We start from the raw sequence: 21988 nt of genomic DNA, 5'->3' as shown, positions 1-21988 counted from the left end.
AAATATGCTATTTCGCCAATTATTCGATTTAGAATCCAGTACCTATACGTATCTAATCGCCGATCCAAATTTGCAGGAGGCAATTCTGGTCGATCCGGTGTTGGAACAGGTCGAACGCGATCGCGCGCTCCTGAATCAACTGGGGTTGACCTTGCGCTATTGTTTGGAAACCCACGTTCATGCGGATCACATTACGGGCACCGATCGCTTGCGGGCGGATACCGGCTGCTTGGGTGTCGTTCCCGAACGCGCCCATGTTAGTTGCGCCGATCGCCACATCAAAGATGGGGAGATTCTGGAATTGGGAGCCATTACCATTCAAGCCATTGCTACTCCCGGTCATACCGACAGCCATATGGCATATCTGGTCGGCAGCGATCGCCTCAAGCTCAACCGCCAGACCGCAAATGTCGAGCCTCATCTGGTTTTGACCGGAGATGCGCTGCTGATTCGCGGCTGCGGGCGCACGGACTTCCAGAGCGGTAACGCTGGCATCCTCTACGACTCCGTCACCCAACGACTGTTTGCCTTGCCCGACGAAACGCTCGTTTATCCCGCCCACGACTATCGCGGACATACCGTTTCTACAATCGGCGAAGAAAAACGGTGGAATCCTCGTTTTGTTGGTCGCGATCGGCAAAATTTCATCGAATTCATGAATGCTCTCAACCTACCGGATCCGAAAAAGATGATGGAAGCAGTGCCAGCCAATGAACTTTGCGGTCGAGCTGTTGCCATTGTTAATCTATCAATGGTATGAGAAACGCAGGCTGGCTAAACTTAACGCGGGATAAATCGATGTCAGATCGACACTCAGAACCAAAAGTTTCACCTGGGAATACAATCGACCGGCTGAGCCGCTATTTCCCATTTCTCAGTTGGCTATTCCATTACCGCTCCCAAGACCTGGCGGGCGATTTGACCGCTGGAGCGATCGCTGCGGTTATGCTGGTACCCCAGAGCATGGCCTATGCTCTCCTGGCGGGGTTGCCAGTTCAGGTCGGTCTCTATGCCAGTATTCTGCCGCTCGTTCTCTATGCTTTATTGGGCACGAGTCGAGTCCTGTCTGTGGGTCCCGTAGCGATTGTTTCCCTGCTCGTTGCTGCTGGTGTGGGACAACTGGCGACACCGAATACGCCAACCTACCTGCTACTGGCGATGACGCTGGCATTTGTGGTGGGCTTGTTGCAAATTGGGATGGGGCTGGTGCGATTGGGGTTTGTCGCCAATTTTCTCAGTCATGCCGTTATCTCTGGGTTTATTAGCGCTTCTGCTTTGATTATTGGGCTGGGGCAATTGAAGCATCTGCTGGGCATTCAACTGCCATCAGCCGAGTCTTTTGCGGGGATGTTAGCGGCGATCGCCCAACAAATACATGCCGCGAATTCGGTAACTTTGGGGATTGGACTGGGCAGTATGCTCCTGCTGATTTACTTCCAGCAATTCCTGGGTAACTTTCTCAAGCAGCGGCAAATAGCGTCGCATTGGATCGTCCCCATTGTGCGAAGCGGGCCCCTCCTGGTGGTCGTTGGCAGCACCCTATTAGTCTGGCTATTACGACTCGATCGCTTTGCCCAGGTCAAAATTGTCGGTGCGATTCCCACTGGGTTGCCGCCGATCTCCATGCCTCAGTTTGATTGGGCTACTTGGCAAGCCCTCTTGCCGACGGCAGCGATCGTCAGCTTGGTTGGTTTTGTTGAGAGTATCGCCGTTGCTAAATCTCTTGCCAGCAAGCGCCGTCAAAAAATTGATGCCGATCGCGAGTTGATCGGATTGGGCGCTGCCAACTTAGGAGCCGCCTTTACAGGTGGATTTCCTGTCACTGGAGGTTTCAGCCGTTCGGTGGTGAACTTTGCGGCGGGAGCCAATACCGGCCTGGCCTCGATCGTCACCGCCGTGCTGATTGCCGCGACCTTAATCTTTTTAACCCCTTTGTTTTACTTCTTGCCTCAGACGACTCTAGCAGCCACAATTATCGTTGCCGTATTCGGCCTGCTGGATGTGGCGACCTTCAAGCGGATGTGGGTATACGACAAAACCGATGCCATTTCTCTACTCGTTACCTTCTTCGCCGTACTGGGATTGGGCGTGGAAATTGGCATTATCGTAGGTGTTGTAGCATCGCTGCTGCTCTACTTGTGGCGAACCAGCCGTCCCCATATTGCCGTGGTGGGGCGGGTTGGCGATACCGAACATTTTCGTAATGTATTGCGACATGCGGTCAAAACCTACCCGCACGTAATAGCAGTACGGGTAGATGGAAGTCTCTATTTTGCGAATACAAAGTACTTGGAAGATTTCTTGCTGCGCGCGATCGCCGATCGCCCCGACATCCAACATCTCGTTCTGATTTGCAGCGCGATCGACTTCATCGATGCTAGTGCTTTAGAAACCCTGGAAAATCTGCGCGAGGATCTCGAAGCAGCGGGGATTCATCTCTACCTGTCAGAGGTGAAGGGCCCCGTGATGGATCGATTGCAAGAAATTGGCTTTGTCCAGCGCTTGGGTAGCGATCGCATTTTTTTGACTACCCATCAGGCAATGCTGGCTCTAGGGTGTTGTTAGAGTAGTCTATATTATAGCAATCCTAAATCAGTTATGAATGGGGTGCAGGGGTTTCACCCCTGCGTGGGGGCTGCGCCCCCACACCACCTTTCTCACAAATCATTTGTGATTGCTATATGATACAAAACTTGATTGCTTATGCCGTTGGCACTTTAATTACGCTGTTTCCCATTGCCAACCCTCTAGGGGCAGTGCCGATCTTTTACAGCCTGACAGCAACCGATACTCCGAGATATCGTCTTCGGCTGGCTCAAAAAACGTCTTTGCATGTCATCCTGGTACTGGCAGTATTTTTACTCGGAGGTAAAGTAATCCTCAGTTTTTTTGGTATTTCCCTAGGCGTTCTCAAAATTGCAGGCGGCCTGATCGTCGCGCATACGGCTTGGGAAATGTTAACTGCGCGGCGACGACTGACTGTTCAAGAGCATCAAGAAGCAATCGATAAAGAAGATATATCTTTCACGCCGATGGCCGTACCGATTGTTAGTGGCCCTGGAGCAATTGGAGTGGTCATAGGTCTTTCCACCAAAACAAGTCAGTGGTTTGATATTGTGAGTTGTTTAGTCGGGATCGTTTTACTGGGAGTCGTTCTCTACCTGTGTCTCGTTTTAGGTGAGTCCCTCATTGAGAGGTTAGGGGAGACCAACATGGGAGCGCTCAACCGCATCCTGGGTTTTTTGATTTTAGCGATCGCAGTCCAACTTATTGCTGATGGTTCAATCGACGTACTGAAAACATCTGCGCCAAATTTGCTAACTGGTCTTATGTAGATGCCTCAAGTGGTTTGATGCGCTGCCAAGCAGCAGAAGACTGTCGCAAACACCCATTCTCATTCTACAGAGCTTGACAGGTTATTCAGACCGTCAACAAATTATATCGATCTGGTGCCTACACGGCAGGAGTTTTGCTGAGTGCTAGCCACAGCAGCAGTACTAGAATTAGTAAACCGAGCTTGACAATTAGATAGATAACATCGTCAGTGACTGGGATAATTTCCATAACCTTTACCTCAATGCGCGGCTTGCAGAATTTTCTGAGGTATGGAGCAATCGATCGCGCGATTCGGTTGCACTTTTATTTTACCTCTACCTCCCCACAACCATATTCTCTCTCAAAAAATTCGATGCGATCGATATTGGCAACTTAGCGTAACAATGGGCGTTGTGGCATGAATATCTCAAAACCTGGTGTAGCAAGGATCGTCTTTTATGGCGCTTTATTGACAAAGCCTTTGCTGGCGGAATTATTATGCAACAAAGCCTTAACAATGCCAAAAATTTTACAGAGATATCTCACAAATTCCTCACATTATTCCTTTACGCTAGATATTAGGGCTAGACTAGCCGATTTTCCACTTTGTTATGGTTGCTCCAGGGTGGAAGGTGCTTGACGTGCAATTTCCCCAGGGGGCGCGGACGAATTTTGCGATGTGGAGGGTTAAGTTATGAAGCGATTAGTCATATGGTTGAGCGCGTTAATTTTAGCGATCGCTACATGGATTGGTTTAATTGGCTGGATTCAACCCGCGATCGCTGTAGAACCTGGCGTTGCGGGTATAGGGTTATGCGTTGCATCCGACGTGAAAATCGATCTGAACAACGCTAATATGGCTGCTTTTACAGACTGTCCGGGATTTTATCCATCTCTGGCAAAATCGATCGTCACGCACGGCCCCTACGTCAAGGTTGAGGATGTGTTGAAAATTGAGGGGCTGAGCGATATGCAAAAGGATCTGTTAAAAGCTAATTTAGGTCACTTTATGGTGGCAGAAGCCACAGTGCCTCTGGAAATGAGGATGCCGCCAAAGCCAGTCATCCGCTAATAGGCTTGCTTTTACAGTTGGCAATTTAGGTGTTTATAGCGGTTTTCAGATGAAAACGAGAAGGGGGTTTGGGGGCGTTGCCCCCAAGAAGGGGTACCACCCCTTCACCCCGTCAATAAAATCTGTTCTCACATTGAAAAACGCTATAGCGATCGCAAGCATAACTACAGAAACCGAGGGTAGCTCGTCAGATTATCGAGCGCTCTCCGTTTCTTTGCTGGCGGAGTATTACGAGCAAGGCTACTTTTTCCCTATTCCTTGCCAGTTATAGCTATAGACAGATCTGTTAGGACAGGGGGTGTGGGGGCTGCGCCCCCACGCAGGGGTTTCACCCCTGCACCCCGTCCTAAGCCTGTTGACTATAGCTGTTGACTGAATTCTTAAGCTCAAACCACGGATGCTAATATGAGCGGAGGATTGACCGATCTCGCGTATGGACAACGATTTACTGGCTTTTCTGATGGGCGTTGGTTTGCTGGCTGCTTATCTTGTTTTCTCCGCTTTGACTGAAATGGGAACGAAGTTTCCCTGGAAGAAATAGGTGTTTGGTTTTGGTGAGGAATAGTTACGTCTGCTGGTATCTGGGGTTGGAAGGGCTTAAAATCTAGGGAGTGTCTGGTGTTTGAGTTACCTGGTGTTGGTGTTGCTCAGCGATCGCATTATTAATTTCGTGCCATGATCTACCTTCCAGTTACCCTACTGCTATTCCTTTTATTCCTGCTGCTCTTACCCTTCCTCTGGTTTGCGCTCGCAATCGATGTCGTGCAGATAGCGGTGGCGAAGTTGGGGTTTGCCCGCCCTATCGGGTTGCTCCTGTTGGCGCTAATTATCCTGGGCAGTGCCATTAATATCCCCCTCTATCGCATAGAGTCGGAGGAGGATTTGATCGATGACTTTGTCTTGCTCTATCGGAGACAGTTTTTGGGGATTCCCTTCCACAGAATCCAACGTACGACTGTAGTTGCTCTGAATGTGGGGGGTGGTCTGATTCCCATCGTGCTTGCTCTATATCAGTTTCGGCAAGCTCCTCCCATGTCAATTCTAGCGGTTACAGCCGTGGTATCAGTTGTGTCCTACTATGCCGCCCATATCGTACCAGGCATCGGCATTCAGTTGAATCCTCTAGTTCCTCCTCTTGCTGCTGCTTTATCTGCCATGTTAATTAGCAACAGCCATGCTTCAGCGATCGCCTTTGCAGGTGGTATCCTGGGCACTCTGATTGGAGCGGACATACTCCATCTCAAAGACATCAGCAAAATGAGCGCGGGCGTACTCAGCATCGGTGGAGCGGGTGTGTTTGACGGCATCGCGCTGTGCGGTCTGCTGGCCTTGCTGCTGACTTGAAACCCCAACTCGAAGCCGAACGAGCCAGTCCGCACGCGCCTTTATCCCAGCCTTGGAAGGAGGTTCTATGCACGTATCCCTCGTTATTTTTCTATGCATCGTACTTGTAATCTTGCCCGCCTGGGCGATGATGCAGTTTCCCATGCTGGCTGGCACGCACGCGCACGGTGCAGGCATCGATGAATTTCACAGTCAGCGGTTGCACATGGTAGACCGACAATTGCGATCGCGCGGTATCCAGAACGCAGCCGTTCTGAAGGCTATGTCCGAAGTGCCCCGCCACTATTTCGTCAATCCATCTGAAACCCACCTGGCCTACGAAGACTATCCCCTGGAGATCGGCTACGCTCAAACCATCTCGCAGCCCTACGTCGTTGCCTACATGACCGAGGCGGCTGAAATTTCCCCTAATGACAAGGTGCTGGAGATCGGTACTGGTTCGGGATATCAGGCGGCTGTTTTGAGTCGGTTGGCAAAAGAAGTTTACACGGTGGAAATCGTACCCGCCCTAGCTGAGCACGCGCGTCAAATTCTAGAGCGGCTGGGCTACCAGAACGTCCATGTCAAGATGGGGAATGGCTACGAAGGTTGGCCGGAATACGCCCCCTACGATGCGATCGTCGCCACTGCCGCCCCCGATCGCGTTCCCCCAGCTTTAGTCGAGCAACTGGCAGTGGATGGGAAACTCGTCATTCCGGTGGGCACATGGGAACAGGATATTGTCACGATCGCCAGAACGAATAACGGTCTCGTCGAAAAAAGAACCATCCCCGTTCGGTTTGTACCAATGACGGGCAAGCCCTCCCATCTGCCTTCGATAACAGGGCAAGCGCAAGCGCGGCATTAATCCCCGTTGTTAGCTCTAGCGATTGGTTCCGGTTTCTTATCTTCTCCTGCGATCGCTCGTGACAGCAGCAAAATTGGCAGACCGACCAGCAGTGCTGCAATTCCTACCCCTGCGCCAATGCCAGTCTGGGTGCAACTAGCCTGTAGCATGTAAATGCACGTCGCGCAGAACAGCAACGGTGTCAGCGGATAGAGAGGCACGCGAAACGGTCGAGTTACTTCTGGTTCGCGCGATCGCAGTACTAAAAGCGACAGACCGACCAGTAACAGGAAAAACCAGAAGACGGGCGCGGTGTAGTCCACCATACTGCTAAACCCCTGGCGGGTCAGGGTACCGAGACCGACTAGAGCTAAGGCGATCGCGCCCTGAACGAGCAAAGCGTTGATTGGTGCATCGATCTTGGGATGCCAGCGTCCGAGCCAACTGAATAGAGCGAAATCCCGCCCCAATGCATAAGTAGTTCGAGCGCCCGTAAAGATCGTGCCGTTCATAGCTCCCAGTACTGAAACTGCAATAAGCAAACTAATAAACTGCGCTCCAGTTTCGCCAAGCAACCGTCGCATCAACTCCGCTGCCACCACATCCGATCTCGCGATCGCCGTTAGACCCAATCCTTTAAGGTAGGCGAGGTTGACGAGCATAAAGATACTGGCGATCGCGGCAATACTCCAAACTAGTACTCCGGTCATATTGCGTTGCGCGTCGCGAAGTTCTGCCGAAATATACGCAGCTTCGCTCCAGCCTCCATAGGTTAGCAATACAAAGATAGCTGCCAAACCATAACTTTTCGAGGTGCTTTGCATCGCATCTAGCACGGGAGTTTGAGTTCTAGCCAGGGTAAATCCTGCAAGGCAAACGCAAGCTAAACCCAGGATTTTTGCAGCAGTCAAACCGTTTTGCACCCATCTACTGAATTGAATTCCCATAGCGTTGAGCGCGGTCAGTAAGATAACGGCACAGGCAGCATAAATGGAAGCAGAGCGATCGGTATCTTCTCCTAAAGGCAACAACTGAGAAAAGTAATCGCCAAATACAAACGCCAGGAGTGCGATAGACCCAGTCTGCATGACGCTGAGTCGCGCCCAGGCAAATAACCAGGCCATCTTCCCACCAAACGCGCGAGTTAAGTAGTGGTATTCTCCACCAGGATGCGGGTAAGCGGTGGCGAGTTCGGCATAGCACAAGACCCCCACCAGCGATATCAAGCCACCTACCAGCCAGATTGAGAGAAAGCCCACTTCGCTACCCGTACTGGCAGCGACGATCGCAGGAGTTTTAAAAATCCCCGCCCCCACAACGATCCCGACAATCGTCGCCACGGCATCGATCGCGGTAAGTGAGGGATGAGGTTCTGCGGCTATTTTGCCTTCTATTACGTCAGGTTCCACAGTGGAGGATCGCTTGTTTTTGAGCTTCTTGTTGGTAAAGCGATCGCACGACCTCCATATCGCAAAATCCCTTATGGAGCAGAATGCTATGGGGAACTTGTTTGAGAATACTGACATGCGATCGCACCGATTCGAGATTGACCTTATGCCCTGTGGCAATGGAGAGATATACCACTGTTTCAGGTGTAATACCAAAATACTATTTTCTTTATCGCGCTCCGGTTCGTTCCTCGACACGCCACTCGACCGATCGCCTTTGGATCTCGGTTTTGTGCCGAATCGATCGCCCCGTAATCAGTTCGACAACATTCATCCCATTACTAATCACGCCCGGCACGCCAGGATAGCCCGCGGTGGCTCCCACCAGGAAGAGGTTAGGTAATTCCGTACAATAGCCCATGCGATGCAGGCCAACGTTTTGGGGTATCAATTTGGCACCGTAAATGTTGCCCTGCGGTTGTCCCAGATAGTGCTCGCTCGTAGTAGGCGTGCCGTAGATCTTCATGCGGGCGTGCGCGTCCACGTCGGGAATCAAATCTCGCACGCTGGCCATAATTTCCCGATAGACTTCTCGTTTTTGAGCTTTGTATGCTTGAGGATCGGTTTCTCGCAGGTGTTTAAAAGGTTCGTACGGGCAGATGGTTGCGATCTCTAGAACGTGATTGCCCTCTGGAGCCATGCCCGGCTCGTTGGATTTCATGGTCGGACAAGACAGGAAAATCCAGGGATGGTGCAAATCTCCTGCCAGTTGTCGCTGATAAGCTCGGTTCAGATCGCTGTCGGGATAGTACCAGATATTCCAATTGCCAATGCCGTACTTTTGTGGCTCGAACGTACGATGCAATCCCAAATAGATATTGAAGGCGCTGGCTGAGTATTCATAACCAGTCAAGCGTTGCAATTCTTTTTTGCTCAATACTTCTGGATTGCCCATCAATTGAACGGTTAGTTTAGGATCGAGATCGCTGATGTAAGCTTTAGTGGCTATGTATTTTTCGCCTCCAGCCGTAACGCTCAACACCTTGCGATCGCGAACTTCAATATGCTCGACCGGCGTGGAGTATTTCACTACACCGCCACCTGCGACGATCGCTTCTACGATCGTATCGACCAGATGCTTGAAGTGATGCTTGGGATAGTAAGCCCCTTCTGAATAATCCCAAACAATCGCAGTATGGCTCAACAGAGCGATTTCATTGGGCGGCAAAGCATAATCGCCACTCTGACCTGCTAGCAAAGCTTGCAGTTTAGGGGAAAGACCGACGCGATCGTAAAGGTCTTGTAAAGTCCAGTGCTGTTTCCAAAACAGATCCCAATATTTCGGCAGTTTCAGCCAATCCCATCGCTTAATATCAAACCATTTCACTTCCTGCATTAAATCGTGCACCTGCCAGTGAAAATGTTCGATCTCGTCGCAATAGCGAGCGATCGCGTGCGACTCCTCTGGGAAGTTTGACAGCAATCGCGCGCGCAGGTTCTCCCACCCCAATGGAATTCTGAGATTGGCTTCCGGTGTAATTACCCAGTCAATGCAGTCAGGGTCGAGGGAGTTGAATGGAACATCCCGCTCGATATAGTTTAAAAATTGCTTGAGAGGCTGATGCGCGCCATATTCCGAGACATAGTGCACGTCAGCACAGAAGCGGTAATCGCCGTAGTCAAACGTGTGGCAGCACCCACCGGGTAAGTAGTGCTTTTCTAACACAGCAACTCGATTCCCCTGCCGTGCCAAACACGCTGCCGCTGAAAGTCCGCCCAAACCAGCTCCTAGAACTACATAATCGAAGCTTTCCATCGTAGCCTCCTATGACAAGCCAACCCTTCCTGCTTTCTTAGTTTCCGCCAATACCTATGGAAGCCAATTGAGTTAGAAAGTCATAACGTTCGTTTTGAAAGCAGGGAAAGTACTTGAGGACACTCTGTTACATAATTATTATCCCTCACCCTCTCGTCCCAAATCCGTTTTGCAATAATCATTTACAGCTTGTAGCCAATTTGACGTAGAAAATCTCGCCGCGCGATCGCATCGGTTTCGCTTTCTATCCCTTTAGGTGAAAAACCATCCACGACACCCAGAATACCTCGTCCCTGCTCTGTCTCGGCTACGATCGCCTGTACCGGGTTGGCTGTAGCGCAATAGATCGTGCAAACTTCCGGGCATTGTTTGATGGCATTGAGGAAGTTGATGGGATATGCCTCTTTCAACAGAATGTTAAAACTGTGGCCTGCCGCCAATGCCTGCGCGTTTTTAGTCGCCACTGCTTGCAGCGCGTCGTCATTACCCGCCACGCGGATCAGACAAGGGCCGGAGGCTTCGCAAAAGGCAATGCCGAATTTAACCTGAGCCGACGTACCCACCATGATTTCGTATAAATCTTCAACGCTTTTAATAAAGTGGGTATGGCCGATGATGATATTGCTACCGTCAGGAATTTCCATTGCAACTGACTTAATTTCCATGTCCATCTCCTCGTCTTTTAAACGACAATCCACAATACAGAGAAAACCCTAAATGTTAACGTGACTGAGGATTGTCGCTATTTCGGGTTTATGCGTCTTCTCCTGGTTCGATGATACGCTGAAACAGGTAACCAGTCCCTCTGGCAGTGAGGATAAGCTCGGGATTGCTGGGGTCTTCTTCGAGCTTGGCACGGAGGCGGGATATGTGCACGTCAACTACACGGGTATCGACATGACGCTCGGGCGTGTAGCCCCATACTTCCTGGAGAATATCGGAGCGCGAAAAAGCATCGCCAGATTTACCCACGAGTAATTCCAATAAACTAAATTCCATGCCGGTCAGCCGAATGCGTTCGTCACCCTTATACACCTGACGCTTGTTGGTATCGATCCGAATGTTGCCAACATGGATCACGCCAGAACTAGGGATGCCCGAGGAACCATTGCGTTCAAAGCGGCGCAGTACGGAGCGGATTCGCGCTTCTAGTTCCTTTGGCGAGAATGGCTTAACAACGTAGTCATCGGCACCTAGTTCCAGTCCTGTAATTCGATCTGCAACATCGCCAAGCGCAGTGAGCATGATAATGGGAATATCCGATTCCTTGCGCAGCTCTTGACAAACGCCATAACCATCTAATTTGGGCATCATGACATCTAGCACCACCAGATCGGGAGCTTCCTGATGAAACATACTAATAGCTTCCTCCCCATCGGCTGCGGTTACCACTTCATAGCCGATCATTGAAAGCCTGGTTTCCAGGATGCGGCGAATACTAGCCTCATCGTCAACTACCAGTATTTTTTCCTTATGACTCTCCAAGCTACCTGACACTCCAGTTACCCTAGTCAATTTGCAAAATTTAGTTTTCCTTCTGCTCCGCAACGTGTATAGCAGCACTGCGAAATCGCTTTAGGGTGGGGTGCAGAGGTAGAACCACTGCGTGGAGCATAGTCCCCACACCCCCAGCTTAGACCAGATCGCTTAGGGCTATATTAATTAATCGGATTGATTAATCCGATCGTTTAAATAAGTTAAGCTGCGTAGCATAAATTTATGAAGGTTTTCAAACTTCTTATTAAGCTTTTTATCCTTATTTTACTAAGCTTACAAGAAATCGGCTTAGACAATTCAAAAACAAAAGTTAAGCTTCAAAAATGTTGTAAAACTTAATTTTCATTTATGATGTTTTAATAAATGGTTTCAATTGTTGACAAAACTTTGCTTAATTTTCTAACGCTAAGGAGGCACCTTGAGTCATGACCGAACCCGCACAAACTCCTCAGGCAAAAGACCCAACCTTCGGTTTTAACACCTATGCCGAACGCCTTAACGGTCGCGCTGCCATGATTGGCTTTTTATTGGCTGTCGCGATCGAATTTTTTACAGGTCAAGGAGTATTGGCCTGGTTGGGGATAATTAATGCTACATAGATAAAAATATAGTGAGGCTCTTCAGTCTTTGGCATGATCAAAAACACTTTATTTTGGGTTGCGGCGCTAATTTGCCTGTGTCTCGACCAAACCAGCAAGCATATGGTCATGCAGAACCTTCAGCTTTATGACTCTATAGCAATCTGGCAGGGTGTATTCCATCTCACATACATTACTAATTCAGGTGCGGCTTTTAGCCTGTTCCATCAGTCCGGTGATTGGTTAAAGTGGGTATCTCTCGCTGTCAGTTTAGGATTAATTGTGTTGGGCTGCGTCAGTAATAAGCTCGATGCATGGGAAAAAATTGGCTATGGCTGCATCCTGGGGGGAGCAATTGGTAATGGGATTGATAGGTTTGCCAATGGGGTCGTGATTGATTTCCTGGATTTTAAGTTGATTAACTTCCCGGTGTTTAATTTAGCTGATGTATCGATCAACGTGGGGCTAGCTTGCTTAGTAGTGGCTCTCACGCGCAATTCTGCCCATCAAAATGATGGTCGTAAAAGTAGATAACTTCTGCTGCACGCAGATAACCTTTCGGCGGTCGGCTCCATCGATTTATATAGCGGTTTTCAATTGAGAACAGGTTTTATTGACGGGGTGAAGGGGTGGAACACGGCAGTGGCTCTAGCGGGGAACCCCCAAGACCGCCCTGCCTCCCCTTCTTGGGGCAACGCCCCCAAACCCCCTTCTCGTTTTCATCTGAAAACCGCTATATTATCTTGCTTGGCAAGTACATTTCGTTTACTTTCTAATTAGGGACAACCAGACTTTTTGGTTATCGACAGATAGCAGGCATCGTCTTAGTAGCAGTTATTTTCCTTGGGGGACACTACAATTGCGTGAGACGGGCTGTTTTGGGATCGTATCGAAATCGGTCGAGGGTTCCTGCCTTGATTTTTTCAATCACTGCCTCGATCGCTTCTAGGGGCACAAGGAACCACCCCCTCGGCTGCACGGGTATACCGAAGCGATCGGGCAACGCCAATTCCAATCGGGCGTTGTCGAAAACCCTGTGAAGGAGTGACTCCAGTTTCTTTGGGTTGACATTTGCCAGCTTGAAGGTAGCGACAATTTCCACGTCTGCCAGCAAATAGGTGGTGTCTTTTTTGGCATTGGCAATCCGGCTTTTGACATCGCCGACCGTAACACCGATCTTGTGAATGACAGATCGATTTTCAGTAATGAACGGATGATCTGATTGGCTCCTCAGCACGTAGATGTAGCCAGTCGGCAAATCGTCGGCTGTTTCAACTTGCGAAAATAATGGGAGCGATCCTAAGTCTGGGTTGGTGATGCGGCGGCTGGCTTTGTCTTTGTTTAAAGCCCGTTGGAGCGATCGCAGCAGGTAATCGCCTTCTGTACCATTATCATAACTGGAGTTTAGACTAAAAGGCAACAAGAAGCATCTCGCTAGATAGAAACTAGCGAGAGAGAGGATAAAAGGGAAGAAGTTGAGCTAAGCAGTTGCAGCGGAAGCTTTTTTGAGGGGCTTGGCATAGCGTTTTTTGACAGTAGGATAACGAATCCGTTGGGTTCGTTTTTTCCCAAGAGGCCAACCTGGAGACTTACCGCGAGGTTTAGGGTCAGGGGAAGGAGAGCCAATCCTGACCAAAACTAAAGCAAAAGCATTTGCAACTCGACCAGGAGACAATTTAGTCATCGGTTTCTGCCAAGGCAGAGGAGAGTCTTGGACAAGTTCACGAGCGAGCCACAATTGCCAAGTAAGTAAAGGCATCAAGTCCGACCAAGTCTCCATCTGAGCAGGGGTAGAAAGCTGAGGGATTGTCCAATGGAGACGTTGACGCACCAAGCGATACCAATGCTCAATGGCAAATCTGCGCAGATATTTTTGCCATACCTCACTCAAGATTGGCTCGTCTTTAGCGACCCAAATCAACCACAGGGGTTTCGATTCAGGCATATCAAGACGTTCGACCAGAATGAGTGTAAAGGGATGGTCTGCGGCTTGCTTTAAGTGCAGGTTTGGCCATCGACGAATTTGCAATCGTCCCAGTTTAGGCTCTGCAATTGTGATGTCTGCTTGGGGAATAGACCAAGTGTCAGAGTCTTTGAGGCTAAATTTCTCTCCATGCTTATGGGGTCGCCCATGCCCCTCGTAATCCTTTGGGGCATGATACAGAACCCGGTTGGGGCGTAGCCTGAGCAGCTTGATACACGGGATGTCTGCTGTTTGCTGCAAAAATGGTGCGCACCCATACTCGCCATCCCCCAGGAAAAGCACAGTCCCAGGAATTTCCGCACAAACCAAGCGTAACTGACTAGCGGCTTTCTGAATCGGGTTCTCGAAACTGGTGATCCGCTCATGCCGCAACGGTAAGGCAAAACTCCCTTCTGACTCTGGAATCCAGGCAATTGTGCTGTATCCTTGCCCCACCGTAACAGGTTTGCTTCCTACTCCCGGTTGAGGTTGATGTTCGTAGGTGCGTTCTTGTAATGTCACCGCATAGGGACGCGACCAGGCTGTATGGTCGCCCGCCAATATCGTCACCTCTGCTGCCGGCATTTGCTGTATGTATTGCTTCATCAAGTCTTCACGTGGAGGATGACTATCTTGCAGTGCTTCATAGATACTCGACCACTCCCTCCGAAATAATGGGCTTAACGAAAGTTCCACAAACGATGAAACACTCCGACTCGTCAGTACCGCATCCATCAAGTCGAACAGCGCATCTCTCCCGTTCCCTATAATTTCGTACGTGTACTTGCGAAATTGCTCAAGTTTATCCAAACTAATCATGATGAAGCTGTTGATTTTATAGTCTTTTCAGCTTCCATCATCAAGCGGTCAGTCTGCAATGGCTGGCTGCTTTTTACCACTTTTTAGTCTAAACTCCAGTCATAAACAACTCGCAGGCGGCAATTTGGCAAACCGGAATCGGTGATGAAGGGTTTGTCCATCTCTGCTACCAGTGTCTTCTGACCATTGAGGATAAATAGATCGCCCTGGTTAATTTGGGCATTATCTTGGTATTTCAGGGTTTGCCGTACCCCTGTCTCCAAATCGCGCTGTACTTGGTCAAAGATCGGTTTGAATCGGTCAAAGTCCTGACAGGGAGTACGCTGGGCGATTTCCTCTGCGGCTTTGATTTCGCTGCGCGATCGCACATGGGTAAGCTGCATGATATCGTTTTCTGCGGCATTAACGCCAAGGGTCGCCAACAGCGCTTCATCATCAAGGTCTGCTTCTGGGGTGAGGCTGGTATTGGCGACCGCAGTTAGCAATCCGCGAGAGTCAAGTGGTTCCAAGAGCGCACGACATTCCTCGGATTCGCGCAGGCGATCCAGACGTACTGCGTAAAGCCGTTCAAAGATATCGCGATCGTCTCCGTGCTGGGGCAGTTTGCCCTGTTCCTCCACAAACCGTTCGATTTCCTCGAAGCCCGCAATAATTCGCTCTTCTCTGGCGGAACGCTGACTTGATGGATCGGGGGCAAGGTCTACACCCAACTCACCGAGCAATTCCAAATCTTCATCAGTTGTGTATTTAGGCATCGCTTTCCTCCTTAGTTGGATTCCCTCACCCTAAATCCCTCTCCCAGAAGGGGAGAGGGACTTTGAAGAAGTCTTGCTCCCCTTCTCCCGTTTTGGGAGAAAGGGGCTGGGGGATGAGGGTAGACTTAGGCATCGTTTTCCTCCTTTACTTTGCGTTGCAGGAAGGCAACCCCCTCTGCCATCCGTTTTTCCCAAGGATCGACTGCTGTGAGAGAGGGCAACCTGCCTTTTTCTTGCTTGAACCGCAGTGCCCGTTTAGCCAATTCCCGTGCTTCTTCCACGCTCAGGGTAATCCGTTTGGCAGCAATCACTTCTGCGACCTGCCGCAGTCGTTCTTCGCTCATGGACTTAGCTAGAATGGCATAGGCTTCGCCAAAGGGGTTGATGCGATCAATCAGATCCATGTCGAGTTCTGTCACCGATAGGGCAAACTGCCGAACTCCATCGATGAGGGCGGTGTTTTTGGGCGCTTCTTTTTCCTCCCTCACCCCCAACCCCTCTCCCTTCCTGGGAGAGGGGGGAAGAATATTATAGTTACCACCGGATTCGTTGACGGTTTGCTTGGCTTGTTGCACGAGGTTGAGGGCGACGATCGCATGTTGACGCACTGCTTCTCGATCTTCTTCGTCTAAATTCGGGAATTTTTCTTTGACGATTTTGCCCATTCGTACTTGGGTCAGTTCTTCGGGCACCAGTTCCTCGTCGAATAGACCGCGTTCGATTGTGGGCTTGTCCTGGACAAAAGCCGTCACTAGTTCAGTCAAGTCCTCGCGGCAGATGCGCTCGGCTTCCTTGCTCTTGGGTTTAGCTAACCCCCTTAATTTCTAGTTGGATTTGACCCGTTGCGGGATTAACGCCCACGTTACACTTGAGCGGATCGTAGCCGCCTTCGCCGTAGTCAAAGCCGGGTGTGGGTTGATTGTCGGGGTGCTTGGGTTTGAACTCGAAACGCGGCGCGAGCACCTGTTCCATCAGCAGACTGGCCGCGATCTCTTTCAACGTATCATTCACGGCTTCGGTGACGGCGGCTTCGCTAGCATCGGGTTCGGCAATCAGGTTGGTGAATCGGGCACGGGTCTTCCCTGGCGCATCGCGGGTGGCGCGACCGATAATCTGAATAATCTCGGTCAAACTGGAGCGGTAGCCGATCGTTAGGGTATGTTCGCACCAGATCCAGTCGAAGCCTTCTTTTGCCATGCCGAGGGCAATGATGATGTCCACATGGTCGCGATCGTCCTTGTGGGTGGGGTCTTTGAGGGCAGCGGCGACTTTATCGCGCTTGGTGAAATCGTCGTCTACGAGGTCAGCAATTTTGAGAATCTTGCCATCGGTGGTTTTGACGAGTTGAAACCCTGTTTGGGGATCGATACCCTGCCATTCGCCTAATTCTTCGATGATGTGCTCTACTTCGCGGATTTTGTCCTTGGTGCTCTCGCGGGAGTTGACGTTGGGAATGTGCAGGATGGTCTTTTCGTTGGGGTTGAGCACCTGAATGATTTCGTCGGTGTATCGACCAGCGTAGAAGTAGTAGCCGATGTCGAGTTGTTTGAGGTATTGGTAGCCGTTGAGTTGTTCGTAGTAGGTGTAGGTGACGGTCTCAAAGCGAGACTCATCGTTAGGATGCAAAACAGCCTCGGCATCACCGCGAAAGTAGGAGCCAGTCATCGCCACGATGTGGGTTTTGTCGCGGGTCATGAGTTGGCGGACGCGATCGCCCAGCTTGTTATCGGGGTTGGCGGAAACGTGGTGAAATTCGTCTACGGCGATCAGGCGATCGTCCAGAATTTCTACCCCAAACTTGTCCACGGCAAACCGAAAGGTGGCGTGGGTACAGACCAGCACTTTGTCATCACTTGCGAGGAATTTCTTGACTGCATCCACTTTGCCGCCATTGTCTCCTCCTGGAGCGTCGCAGAGGTTCCATTTGGGTTCGACCTGCCAATCTGCCCAAAAGCCAAATTTACTGAGGGGTTCGTTGTGGAAGCTAGAGCCGATAGCCTTTTCGGGGACGACGATGATGGCTTGTTTGAGCTTCTGGTTCTCTAGTTTGTCTAGGGCGATAAACATCAGTGCCCGACTTTTGCCAGAGGCGGGGGGTGATTTGATCAGCAGGTATTGTTCGCCGCGTTTTTGGTAGGCGCGTTCTTGCATGGGGCGCATCCCCAGGGCGTTGGCTGTGGTGGAGGTGCCATCCTGGGCGTAGGTGACGGAAACGGCGGGAATGGCGTTCGCTGAAAGCGCGCCTTTAGCGTTCGGATTACTCATAGGATTTTTAGCTATTGTTCAGGCGTGGTCGGTTCAACAGAAACTTCCGAAAAATCAATCCCGCGATACACTTGCTCAATGGGGAAGCTCAAGTTTACGGATTGCAGCTCGACTATATCTCCGGCTCGATAGTTGATAATTTCCCATCGTCCATTTTCTGTTTTACGATAAAGATCGATCGCAATTTCCTGAGAACTGACCAATACATAATCTTGTAATTGCGGATTCTGACGATAGCGAAAGAACTTGTTGCCACGGTCATAGCCTTCTGTACTATCCGATAAGACTTCAACGATCAAACAAGGATAGGTAATATATTGAGTTGTGGTTTTATCTCGACGATCGCAGCTAACGCTGACATCGGGGTAGGTATAGTCATTAGTCTCGACAATTTTCACCCGACAATCAGCGTTAAAGACCCGACAGTTGCCATTAGATAGGTGGCTATCTAGCAAAGCACCGAATTTTAGACCAATGCGGCTATGATTTTGAGTGCCGCCGCTCATGGCGTAGACTTCACCGTTGATGTATTCGTGGCGACAGAGTTGCTGCTCTTCCCAAGCGAAATATTCAATAGGTGTTAGTTTGATTGGCTGACTTGAAACTGCAAACATTGTTGTACCCTCCAATTATTGGTTCTAATTTTAATATTTAGACTTCTGCAACAATCACTTACGTCCTTTAGGTTTACGATTGGAAGACTTTTGGGATGAAGCCTGCTGACTGGTCATTTTGGTATATAACTCAAATAGTTTTTCGAGACGTTCGGTGTCGTTTTTGAAGCGGCGACCAATGTAGATGCGCTCCAGGATTTCGTCGTTGCGATCGTGGGCTTCCCTGACTAACGGGAATTCGCTATCCATGCGATCGGGGTCGTACATGTCGGCGATCGTGGCGGGGAAGTAGCGTTCGCGGGCGAGGAGGATGTCTTCGGCGCAGCGGGTGAGGTCGGTTTTGTTTTGCTCGGTCAGGGTGGGGACGGGGAAGGTATTCCAGCCAAGGGTGTTGGAGTAGGAGAAATCGGTTCTCATGCGGACGCAGACCGTGCCGATCCAGACCCAATGGAGGCGGGAGGCGATCAGTGCCATATTCCAGAGGGGGGCATCGTAGAGAGCGTAGACCTTATTCGTAATGGTTTCATGAGGACTAAGCAATCCACACGGTAGGAATTGGCGATTTTCAGATGAAATAGCAGCTACTGCAACTGTCTGCTTTTTACCGATATTCATCTCACGCATCTGGTGAGAACGTGCCGCCATTTCGTTCGCGCTCTTGTCACGACTTGCCAGCCGCATTGCTCGCACTCCTGCAATTCGCTGTTGGATCGGTTCGATAGCTAATGCTTCCTCAAGCTCATCATCTTCAATCCAAAGACAATATCGAGATAGCCCCCGAATGAATTCCGCCGATCCATAAATTCGCCGAATAAAGCGATCGCGTTGTTCTTTGGTCAAATCAAGCTCATTCACATCGTTAGCGGAAAGGAGCAAGTTTCCACCGTCATAGGGCATGTTCCCTCGTAGCATTTCGTCTGTTTTGGCTAGAGGTTCTGCTTGCTTTGAAATCTCAACATTAGACCCAGCGACTAAATAAGCGTTTATGTTGTCAGCCTCTTTCGCGACTGTCTCACCGTTATCTTCAACTGAAAACAACTGTCGAACTTTACCAGCGTGATTAGAAATCCCAACGATCGCTACCGTGACCCCAGCATTATGGCTCGCCAGATTTGCCCACTTAAAACTGGTATGGGCAAAAGCAATTTCGTGTCCTGTTGCAAAAATTAGCGGCCATAGAATCGGCACTTGTTGTCCCTGACAAATGGAATTCGTAGACACAAACGCTGCCGCAGATTGGGTTTGTGTGCCATAATCCGCTGCTTTCATAAACCAGCCCGCCACATAATCCAGCGACTTCCAGGTTTTGGTGCGTCTATCAAAAATGAGTTTTAGATCGTCCTTCTGCTCGTTCGATTGCCAAGTCGATCCGAGATAAGGCGGATTCCCACAAATATACGTTTCCCCACCCTCATTCTCAAAATCAATTTCCGTCTGCTCCAGCGGCGTACTAAATAAATCTAGATCCTCACGCTGCACCTTCACCCCCGTTCCTGTCGGCGGACATAAACTCAACCAATCCAACCGCAACGCATTCCCGCAAGTAATCCAGTTCTCATTCTTCAGCGGCAAAAACTCCGCCAGCGCCAGCCTTGCCCCCCGATACAACACATCACACTGATACTCCGCAATAATCAACGCTAACCGCGCAATCTCCGTGGCAAAATGGCGAATCTCAATCCCCCGAAAATTCGTCAGCGGAATCTCGGATTTGCGATCGCTCTCCCCCCGCCGCTGATTGATTTCCGCTTCGATCGCCCGCATCTCCTTATAAGCAATCACCAAAAAATTCCCCGACCCACAAGCCGGATCGAACACCCGAATTTTTGCCATCCGTTGACGTAAATTCAGCAACTTGCGGCCATTATCCCCCGCTGCTTCTAGTTGAGCGCGCAAATCGTCCAAAAACAGCGGATTCAACACCTTGAGGATATTCGGCACGCTGGTATAGTGCATCCCCAACGCCCCGCGTTCTTCGTCCTCGGCGATCGCCTGAATCATCGAGCCGAAAATGTCGGGATTGATCTGCTTCCAGTCCAGATTGCCGACGTGGAGGAGGTACGATCGGGCTACTTTACTAAAACGCGGCACCATAAGACCCTCACCCCCAGCCCCTCTCCCAGAAAGGGAGAGGGGAGCCGGATCTTGTCCCCCTTCTCCCAGCTTGGGAGAAGGGGTTAGGGGATGAGGGTCAAACGCTTGTCGCACGACAGCCAATACCTCGTCTAGCCTCGTTTCAACTAGCTCACTCGATATCCGAACAACCCTCAACCCCAACGACTCCAGCAATTCTTGCCGTTGTCGATCCGCTTCCTGCTGCGATTCATGCACCCCCCCATCCACTTCCACAATCAGCCGTTCTGCACCACAGAAGAAATCAACAACGAACGCTCCAATCGGTTGTTGTCGTCTGAATTTCCGTCCTTCTAGCTTGCGTCCGCGCAGGGCTTGCCAGAGGATTATTTCACTGGGAGTAGGTTCTTTGCGAAATTGACGGGCAACTTCAGTCATTTTCTGCTTAAGGGCAGGTGAAATTTCCCAGTATTCAACCTCTTGTCCCCCTTCACTAGTCTGAAGACCCTCGCCCCCAGCCCCTCTCCCAGGTCGGGAGAGGGGAGAAACAGCCTCTTGTTCCCCTTCTCCCTGCTTGGGAGAAGGGGTTAGGGGATGAGGGTCAGGATGAGGGCTAAACAACCCCCCATTCACATAGGGAAACTTATCCGCCCAATTGCGAATCTCCGCCGCCTCGCGATCCTTGGGCGGCGTACACATCGCCCGAAACACCTCCGACAGCACCTCATGGGTATTCGAGGCATCGCTCATCTGCGCGATCGTATTCGTAAACAACCCCTCACCTTTTGGGGTAGTGGGAAAAATATTCGTATCCTCCGCAAAAAAGCAGAAAATCAGTCGCGCCATAAAATGGTTAAAATCTTCCCGACGCTCTGCCTTGTCCCAGTCGGGATTATCTTTCAACAACTCTACATAGAGCCGATTCAGACGACCCGTTGCCTTAATATCAAAAGCATTCTCCCGAATCTGCTTAACCGTTGTAATCCCCGCCAAGGGCAAGAAAAAACCAAAGTGGTCAGGGAAATTGGGGTAGTCGCAGGCGATCGTCTCGCCATCCGCCAGGTTTTCTGCCTCAAAGCTCTTGCCATCCGTCGACAAAATAAACTTCGCCTTCTGCCGCGCTGTCGCCGGACTCTGCCGCAACTCCGTCAGGGTCGCAGTCACCTCCCCCTCAGCACACACCTTCAAATGAATATTATTCCGCTGGAGTACCCCACCAGGTAGGTCAGATTGGTTTGAGCTATTGCTTTTGAGCCGCTTGAGGGTTGTTGGCTTGTTACCGAAAGCTTCCAAAAAAGCAAAGGGGAACTCCTCTGGATCAAAGGGAGCCTCAGCCAGCCGGGAAACGGCTTCTTCGATTTCGACTGCATTCATATACCAACCATAAGTACAGCTATAGCCAACAGGCTCAGGACGGGGTGCAGGGGGTTCACCCCTGTGTGGGGGCGCAGCCCCCACACCCCCTGTCCTAACAGATCTGTCAATGGCTATATTTCAGGCGATCGCTCATTGCCTTGCAATTCAACTTTGAAATTTTACCCTGATTTTTTGATTATGGAGGATGCGATAAAGCAGATATAGCGGTTTTCACTTGAGAACGGGTTTTATTTTTGGGGTGAAGGGGTGGAACCCCTTCTTGGGGGCAACGCCCCCAAACCCCCTA

General features: G+C 50.3%; 18 protein-coding genes and 3 pseudogenes. 9 read left to right on the top strand and 12 right to left on the bottom strand.

The features are described 5' to 3' along the window. Positions 1–4 precede the first annotated feature (4 nt). From PSE6802_RS0108720 to PSE6802_RS28255, 7 genes are all read left to right on the top strand, one after another. Entirely contained in the window at positions 5–760 is a 756-nt protein-coding gene (locus tag PSE6802_RS0108720; protein ID WP_019499671.1) for an MBL fold metallo-hydrolase, read from the top strand. A gap of 38 nt (positions 761–798) precedes the next feature. Beyond that, a complete protein-coding gene (locus PSE6802_RS0108715; protein ID WP_026103172.1) occupies positions 799–2565 on the top strand; it encodes a SulP family inorganic anion transporter in 1767 nt (588 codons plus the stop codon). A gap of 116 nt (positions 2566–2681) precedes the next feature. Then, a complete protein-coding gene (locus PSE6802_RS0108710) occupies positions 2682–3335 on the top strand; it encodes a MarC family protein (RefSeq protein WP_019499669.1) in 654 nt (217 codons plus the stop codon). A gap of 674 nt (positions 3336–4009) precedes the next feature. Then, positions 4010–4387, top strand: coding sequence for a photosystem II complex extrinsic protein PsbU (psbU, locus tag PSE6802_RS28260; protein ID WP_019499667.1), 378 nt, complete (start codon positions 4010–4012; stop codon positions 4385–4387). A gap of 133 nt (positions 4388–4520) precedes the next feature. Continuing rightward, the gene (locus PSE6802_RS33290) at positions 4521–4658 is read left to right on the top strand and encodes a hypothetical protein (protein WP_156815471.1); all 138 of its coding nucleotides are present in this window, start codon (positions 4521–4523) and stop codon (positions 4656–4658) included. 404 nt (positions 4659–5062) lie between these two features. Further along, positions 5063–5731 (top strand): DUF1614 domain-containing protein, encoded by a 669-nt coding sequence (locus PSE6802_RS0108690; RefSeq protein WP_019499665.1) that lies wholly within the window; start codon positions 5063–5065, stop codon positions 5729–5731. Between the two features lie 67 nt (positions 5732–5798). Then, positions 5799–6578, top strand: a complete 780-nt coding sequence (locus PSE6802_RS28255) for a protein-L-isoaspartate(D-aspartate) O-methyltransferase (RefSeq protein ID WP_019499664.1) — start codon at positions 5799–5801, stop codon at positions 6576–6578. Here PSE6802_RS28255 and PSE6802_RS0108680 read toward each other — a convergent pair. The 5 genes from PSE6802_RS0108680 to rpaB all read right to left on the bottom strand — a co-directional run bounded on the left by PSE6802_RS0108680 (position 6575) and on the right by rpaB (position 11246). Then, positions 6575–7966 (bottom strand): APC family permease, encoded by a 1392-nt coding sequence (locus PSE6802_RS0108680; RefSeq protein ID WP_019499663.1) that lies wholly within the window; start codon positions 7964–7966, stop codon positions 6575–6577. The genes PSE6802_RS28255 and PSE6802_RS0108680 overlap by 4 nt on opposite strands. Next, positions 7956–8141: a hypothetical protein gene (locus tag PSE6802_RS34710; protein WP_019499662.1), complete on the bottom strand. Its 186-nt coding sequence runs from the start codon at positions 8139–8141 to the stop codon at positions 7956–7958. Before PSE6802_RS34710 ends, PSE6802_RS0108680 begins: the two co-directional genes overlap by 11 nt. A 33-nt stretch (positions 8142–8174) precedes the next feature. Further along, positions 8175–9761, bottom strand: a complete 1587-nt coding sequence (locus PSE6802_RS0108670; protein WP_019499661.1) for a phytoene desaturase family protein — start codon at positions 9759–9761, stop codon at positions 8175–8177. Between the two features lie 182 nt (positions 9762–9943). Next, entirely contained in the window at positions 9944–10426 is a 483-nt protein-coding gene (locus PSE6802_RS0108665; protein WP_019499660.1) for an adenosine-specific kinase, read from the bottom strand. A gap of 88 nt (positions 10427–10514) precedes the next feature. Continuing rightward, positions 10515–11246: a response regulator transcription factor RpaB gene (rpaB, locus tag PSE6802_RS0108660; RefSeq protein ID WP_026103171.1), complete on the bottom strand. Its 732-nt coding sequence runs from the start codon at positions 11244–11246 to the stop codon at positions 10515–10517. A gap of 437 nt (positions 11247–11683) precedes the next feature. Between rpaB and PSE6802_RS33285 the strand changes: the two genes are divergently transcribed. Continuing rightward, positions 11684–11857 (top strand): chlorophyll a/b-binding protein, encoded by a 174-nt coding sequence (locus tag PSE6802_RS33285; protein ID WP_019499658.1) that lies wholly within the window; start codon positions 11684–11686, stop codon positions 11855–11857. Between the two features lie 33 nt (positions 11858–11890). Further along, on the top strand, positions 11891–12370 hold the full coding sequence (lspA, locus tag PSE6802_RS0108650; protein ID WP_026103170.1) for a signal peptidase II: 480 nt from the start codon (positions 11891–11893) through the stop codon (positions 12368–12370). A gap of 319 nt (positions 12371–12689) precedes the next feature. On the opposite strand, the pseudogene PSE6802_RS28250 reads toward lspA, so the two are convergent. The 7 genes and pseudogenes from PSE6802_RS28250 to PSE6802_RS35780 form a co-directional block, all read right to left on the bottom strand. Beyond that, positions 12690–13232, bottom strand: a pseudogene (locus PSE6802_RS28250) (GIY-YIG nuclease family protein); the annotation flags it as partial. 84 nt (positions 13233–13316) lie between these two features. After that, the gene (locus tag PSE6802_RS0108640; RefSeq protein ID WP_019498766.1) at positions 13317–14618 is read right to left on the bottom strand and encodes an NF041680 family putative transposase; all 1302 of its coding nucleotides are present in this window, start codon (positions 14616–14618) and stop codon (positions 13317–13319) included. Positions 14619–14701: 83 nt separating this feature from the next. Next, positions 14702–15373: a hypothetical protein gene (locus tag PSE6802_RS28245; RefSeq protein WP_019499655.1), complete on the bottom strand. Its 672-nt coding sequence runs from the start codon at positions 15371–15373 to the stop codon at positions 14702–14704. A gap of 125 nt (positions 15374–15498) precedes the next feature. Next, positions 15499–17638 (bottom strand): annotated as a pseudogene (locus tag PSE6802_RS0108620) (DEAD/DEAH box helicase). A gap of 11 nt (positions 17639–17649) precedes the next feature. Continuing rightward, positions 17650–18252: a Uma2 family endonuclease gene (locus PSE6802_RS0108615; protein WP_019499651.1), complete on the bottom strand. Its 603-nt coding sequence runs from the start codon at positions 18250–18252 to the stop codon at positions 17650–17652. Positions 18253–18306: 54 nt separating this feature from the next. After that, on the bottom strand, positions 18307–20763 hold the full coding sequence (locus PSE6802_RS0108610) for a DNA methyltransferase (RefSeq protein ID WP_202950739.1): 2457 nt from the start codon (positions 20761–20763) through the stop codon (positions 18307–18309). Between the two features lie 174 nt (positions 20764–20937). Further along, positions 20938–21699, bottom strand: a pseudogene (locus tag PSE6802_RS35780) (type IIL restriction-modification enzyme MmeI); the annotation flags it as partial. Positions 21700–21988: the final 289 nt, after the last annotated feature.

Source organism: Pseudanabaena sp. PCC 6802 (assembly GCF_000332175.1).
GTDB lineage: Bacteria > Cyanobacteriota > Cyanobacteriia > Pseudanabaenales > Pseudanabaenaceae > PCC-6802.
Note: the sequence above shows the minus strand (reverse complement) of the source record. Positions and strands in the feature narration are given on the sequence as shown.

Coding starts and splice junctions, on each gene's coding strand:
- PSE6802_RS0108720 (WP_019499671.1), top strand. CDS start 5: ATGCTATTTCGCCAATTATTCGATTTAGAATCCAGTACCTATACGTAT.
- PSE6802_RS0108715 (WP_026103172.1), top strand. CDS start 799: ATGTCAGATCGACACTCAGAACCAAAAGTTTCACCTGGGAATACAATC.
- PSE6802_RS0108710 (WP_019499669.1), top strand. CDS start 2,682: ATGATACAAAACTTGATTGCTTATGCCGTTGGCACTTTAATTACGCTG.
- psbU (WP_019499667.1), top strand. CDS start 4,010: ATGAAGCGATTAGTCATATGGTTGAGCGCGTTAATTTTAGCGATCGCT.
- PSE6802_RS0108690 (WP_019499665.1), top strand. CDS start 5,063: ATGATCTACCTTCCAGTTACCCTACTGCTATTCCTTTTATTCCTGCTG.
- PSE6802_RS28255 (WP_019499664.1), top strand. CDS start 5,799: ATGCACGTATCCCTCGTTATTTTTCTATGCATCGTACTTGTAATCTTG.
- PSE6802_RS0108670 (WP_019499661.1), bottom strand. CDS start 9,761: ATGGAAAGCTTCGATTATGTAGTTCTAGGAGCTGGTTTGGGCGGACTT.
- PSE6802_RS0108665 (WP_019499660.1), bottom strand. CDS start 10,426: ATGGAAATTAAGTCAGTTGCAATGGAAATTCCTGACGGTAGCAATATC.
- PSE6802_RS33285 (WP_019499658.1), top strand. CDS start 11,684: ATGACCGAACCCGCACAAACTCCTCAGGCAAAAGACCCAACCTTCGGT.
- lspA (WP_026103170.1), top strand. CDS start 11,891: ATGATCAAAAACACTTTATTTTGGGTTGCGGCGCTAATTTGCCTGTGT.
- PSE6802_RS0108640 (WP_019498766.1), bottom strand. CDS start 14,618: ATGATTAGTTTGGATAAACTTGAGCAATTTCGCAAGTACACGTACGAA.
- PSE6802_RS28245 (WP_019499655.1), bottom strand. CDS start 15,373: ATGCCTAAATACACAACTGATGAAGATTTGGAATTGCTCGGTGAGTTG.
- PSE6802_RS0108615 (WP_019499651.1), bottom strand. CDS start 18,252: ATGTTTGCAGTTTCAAGTCAGCCAATCAAACTAACACCTATTGAATAT.
- PSE6802_RS0108610 (WP_202950739.1), bottom strand. CDS start 20,763: ATGACTGAAGTTGCCCGTCAATTTCGCAAAGAACCTACTCCCAGTGAA.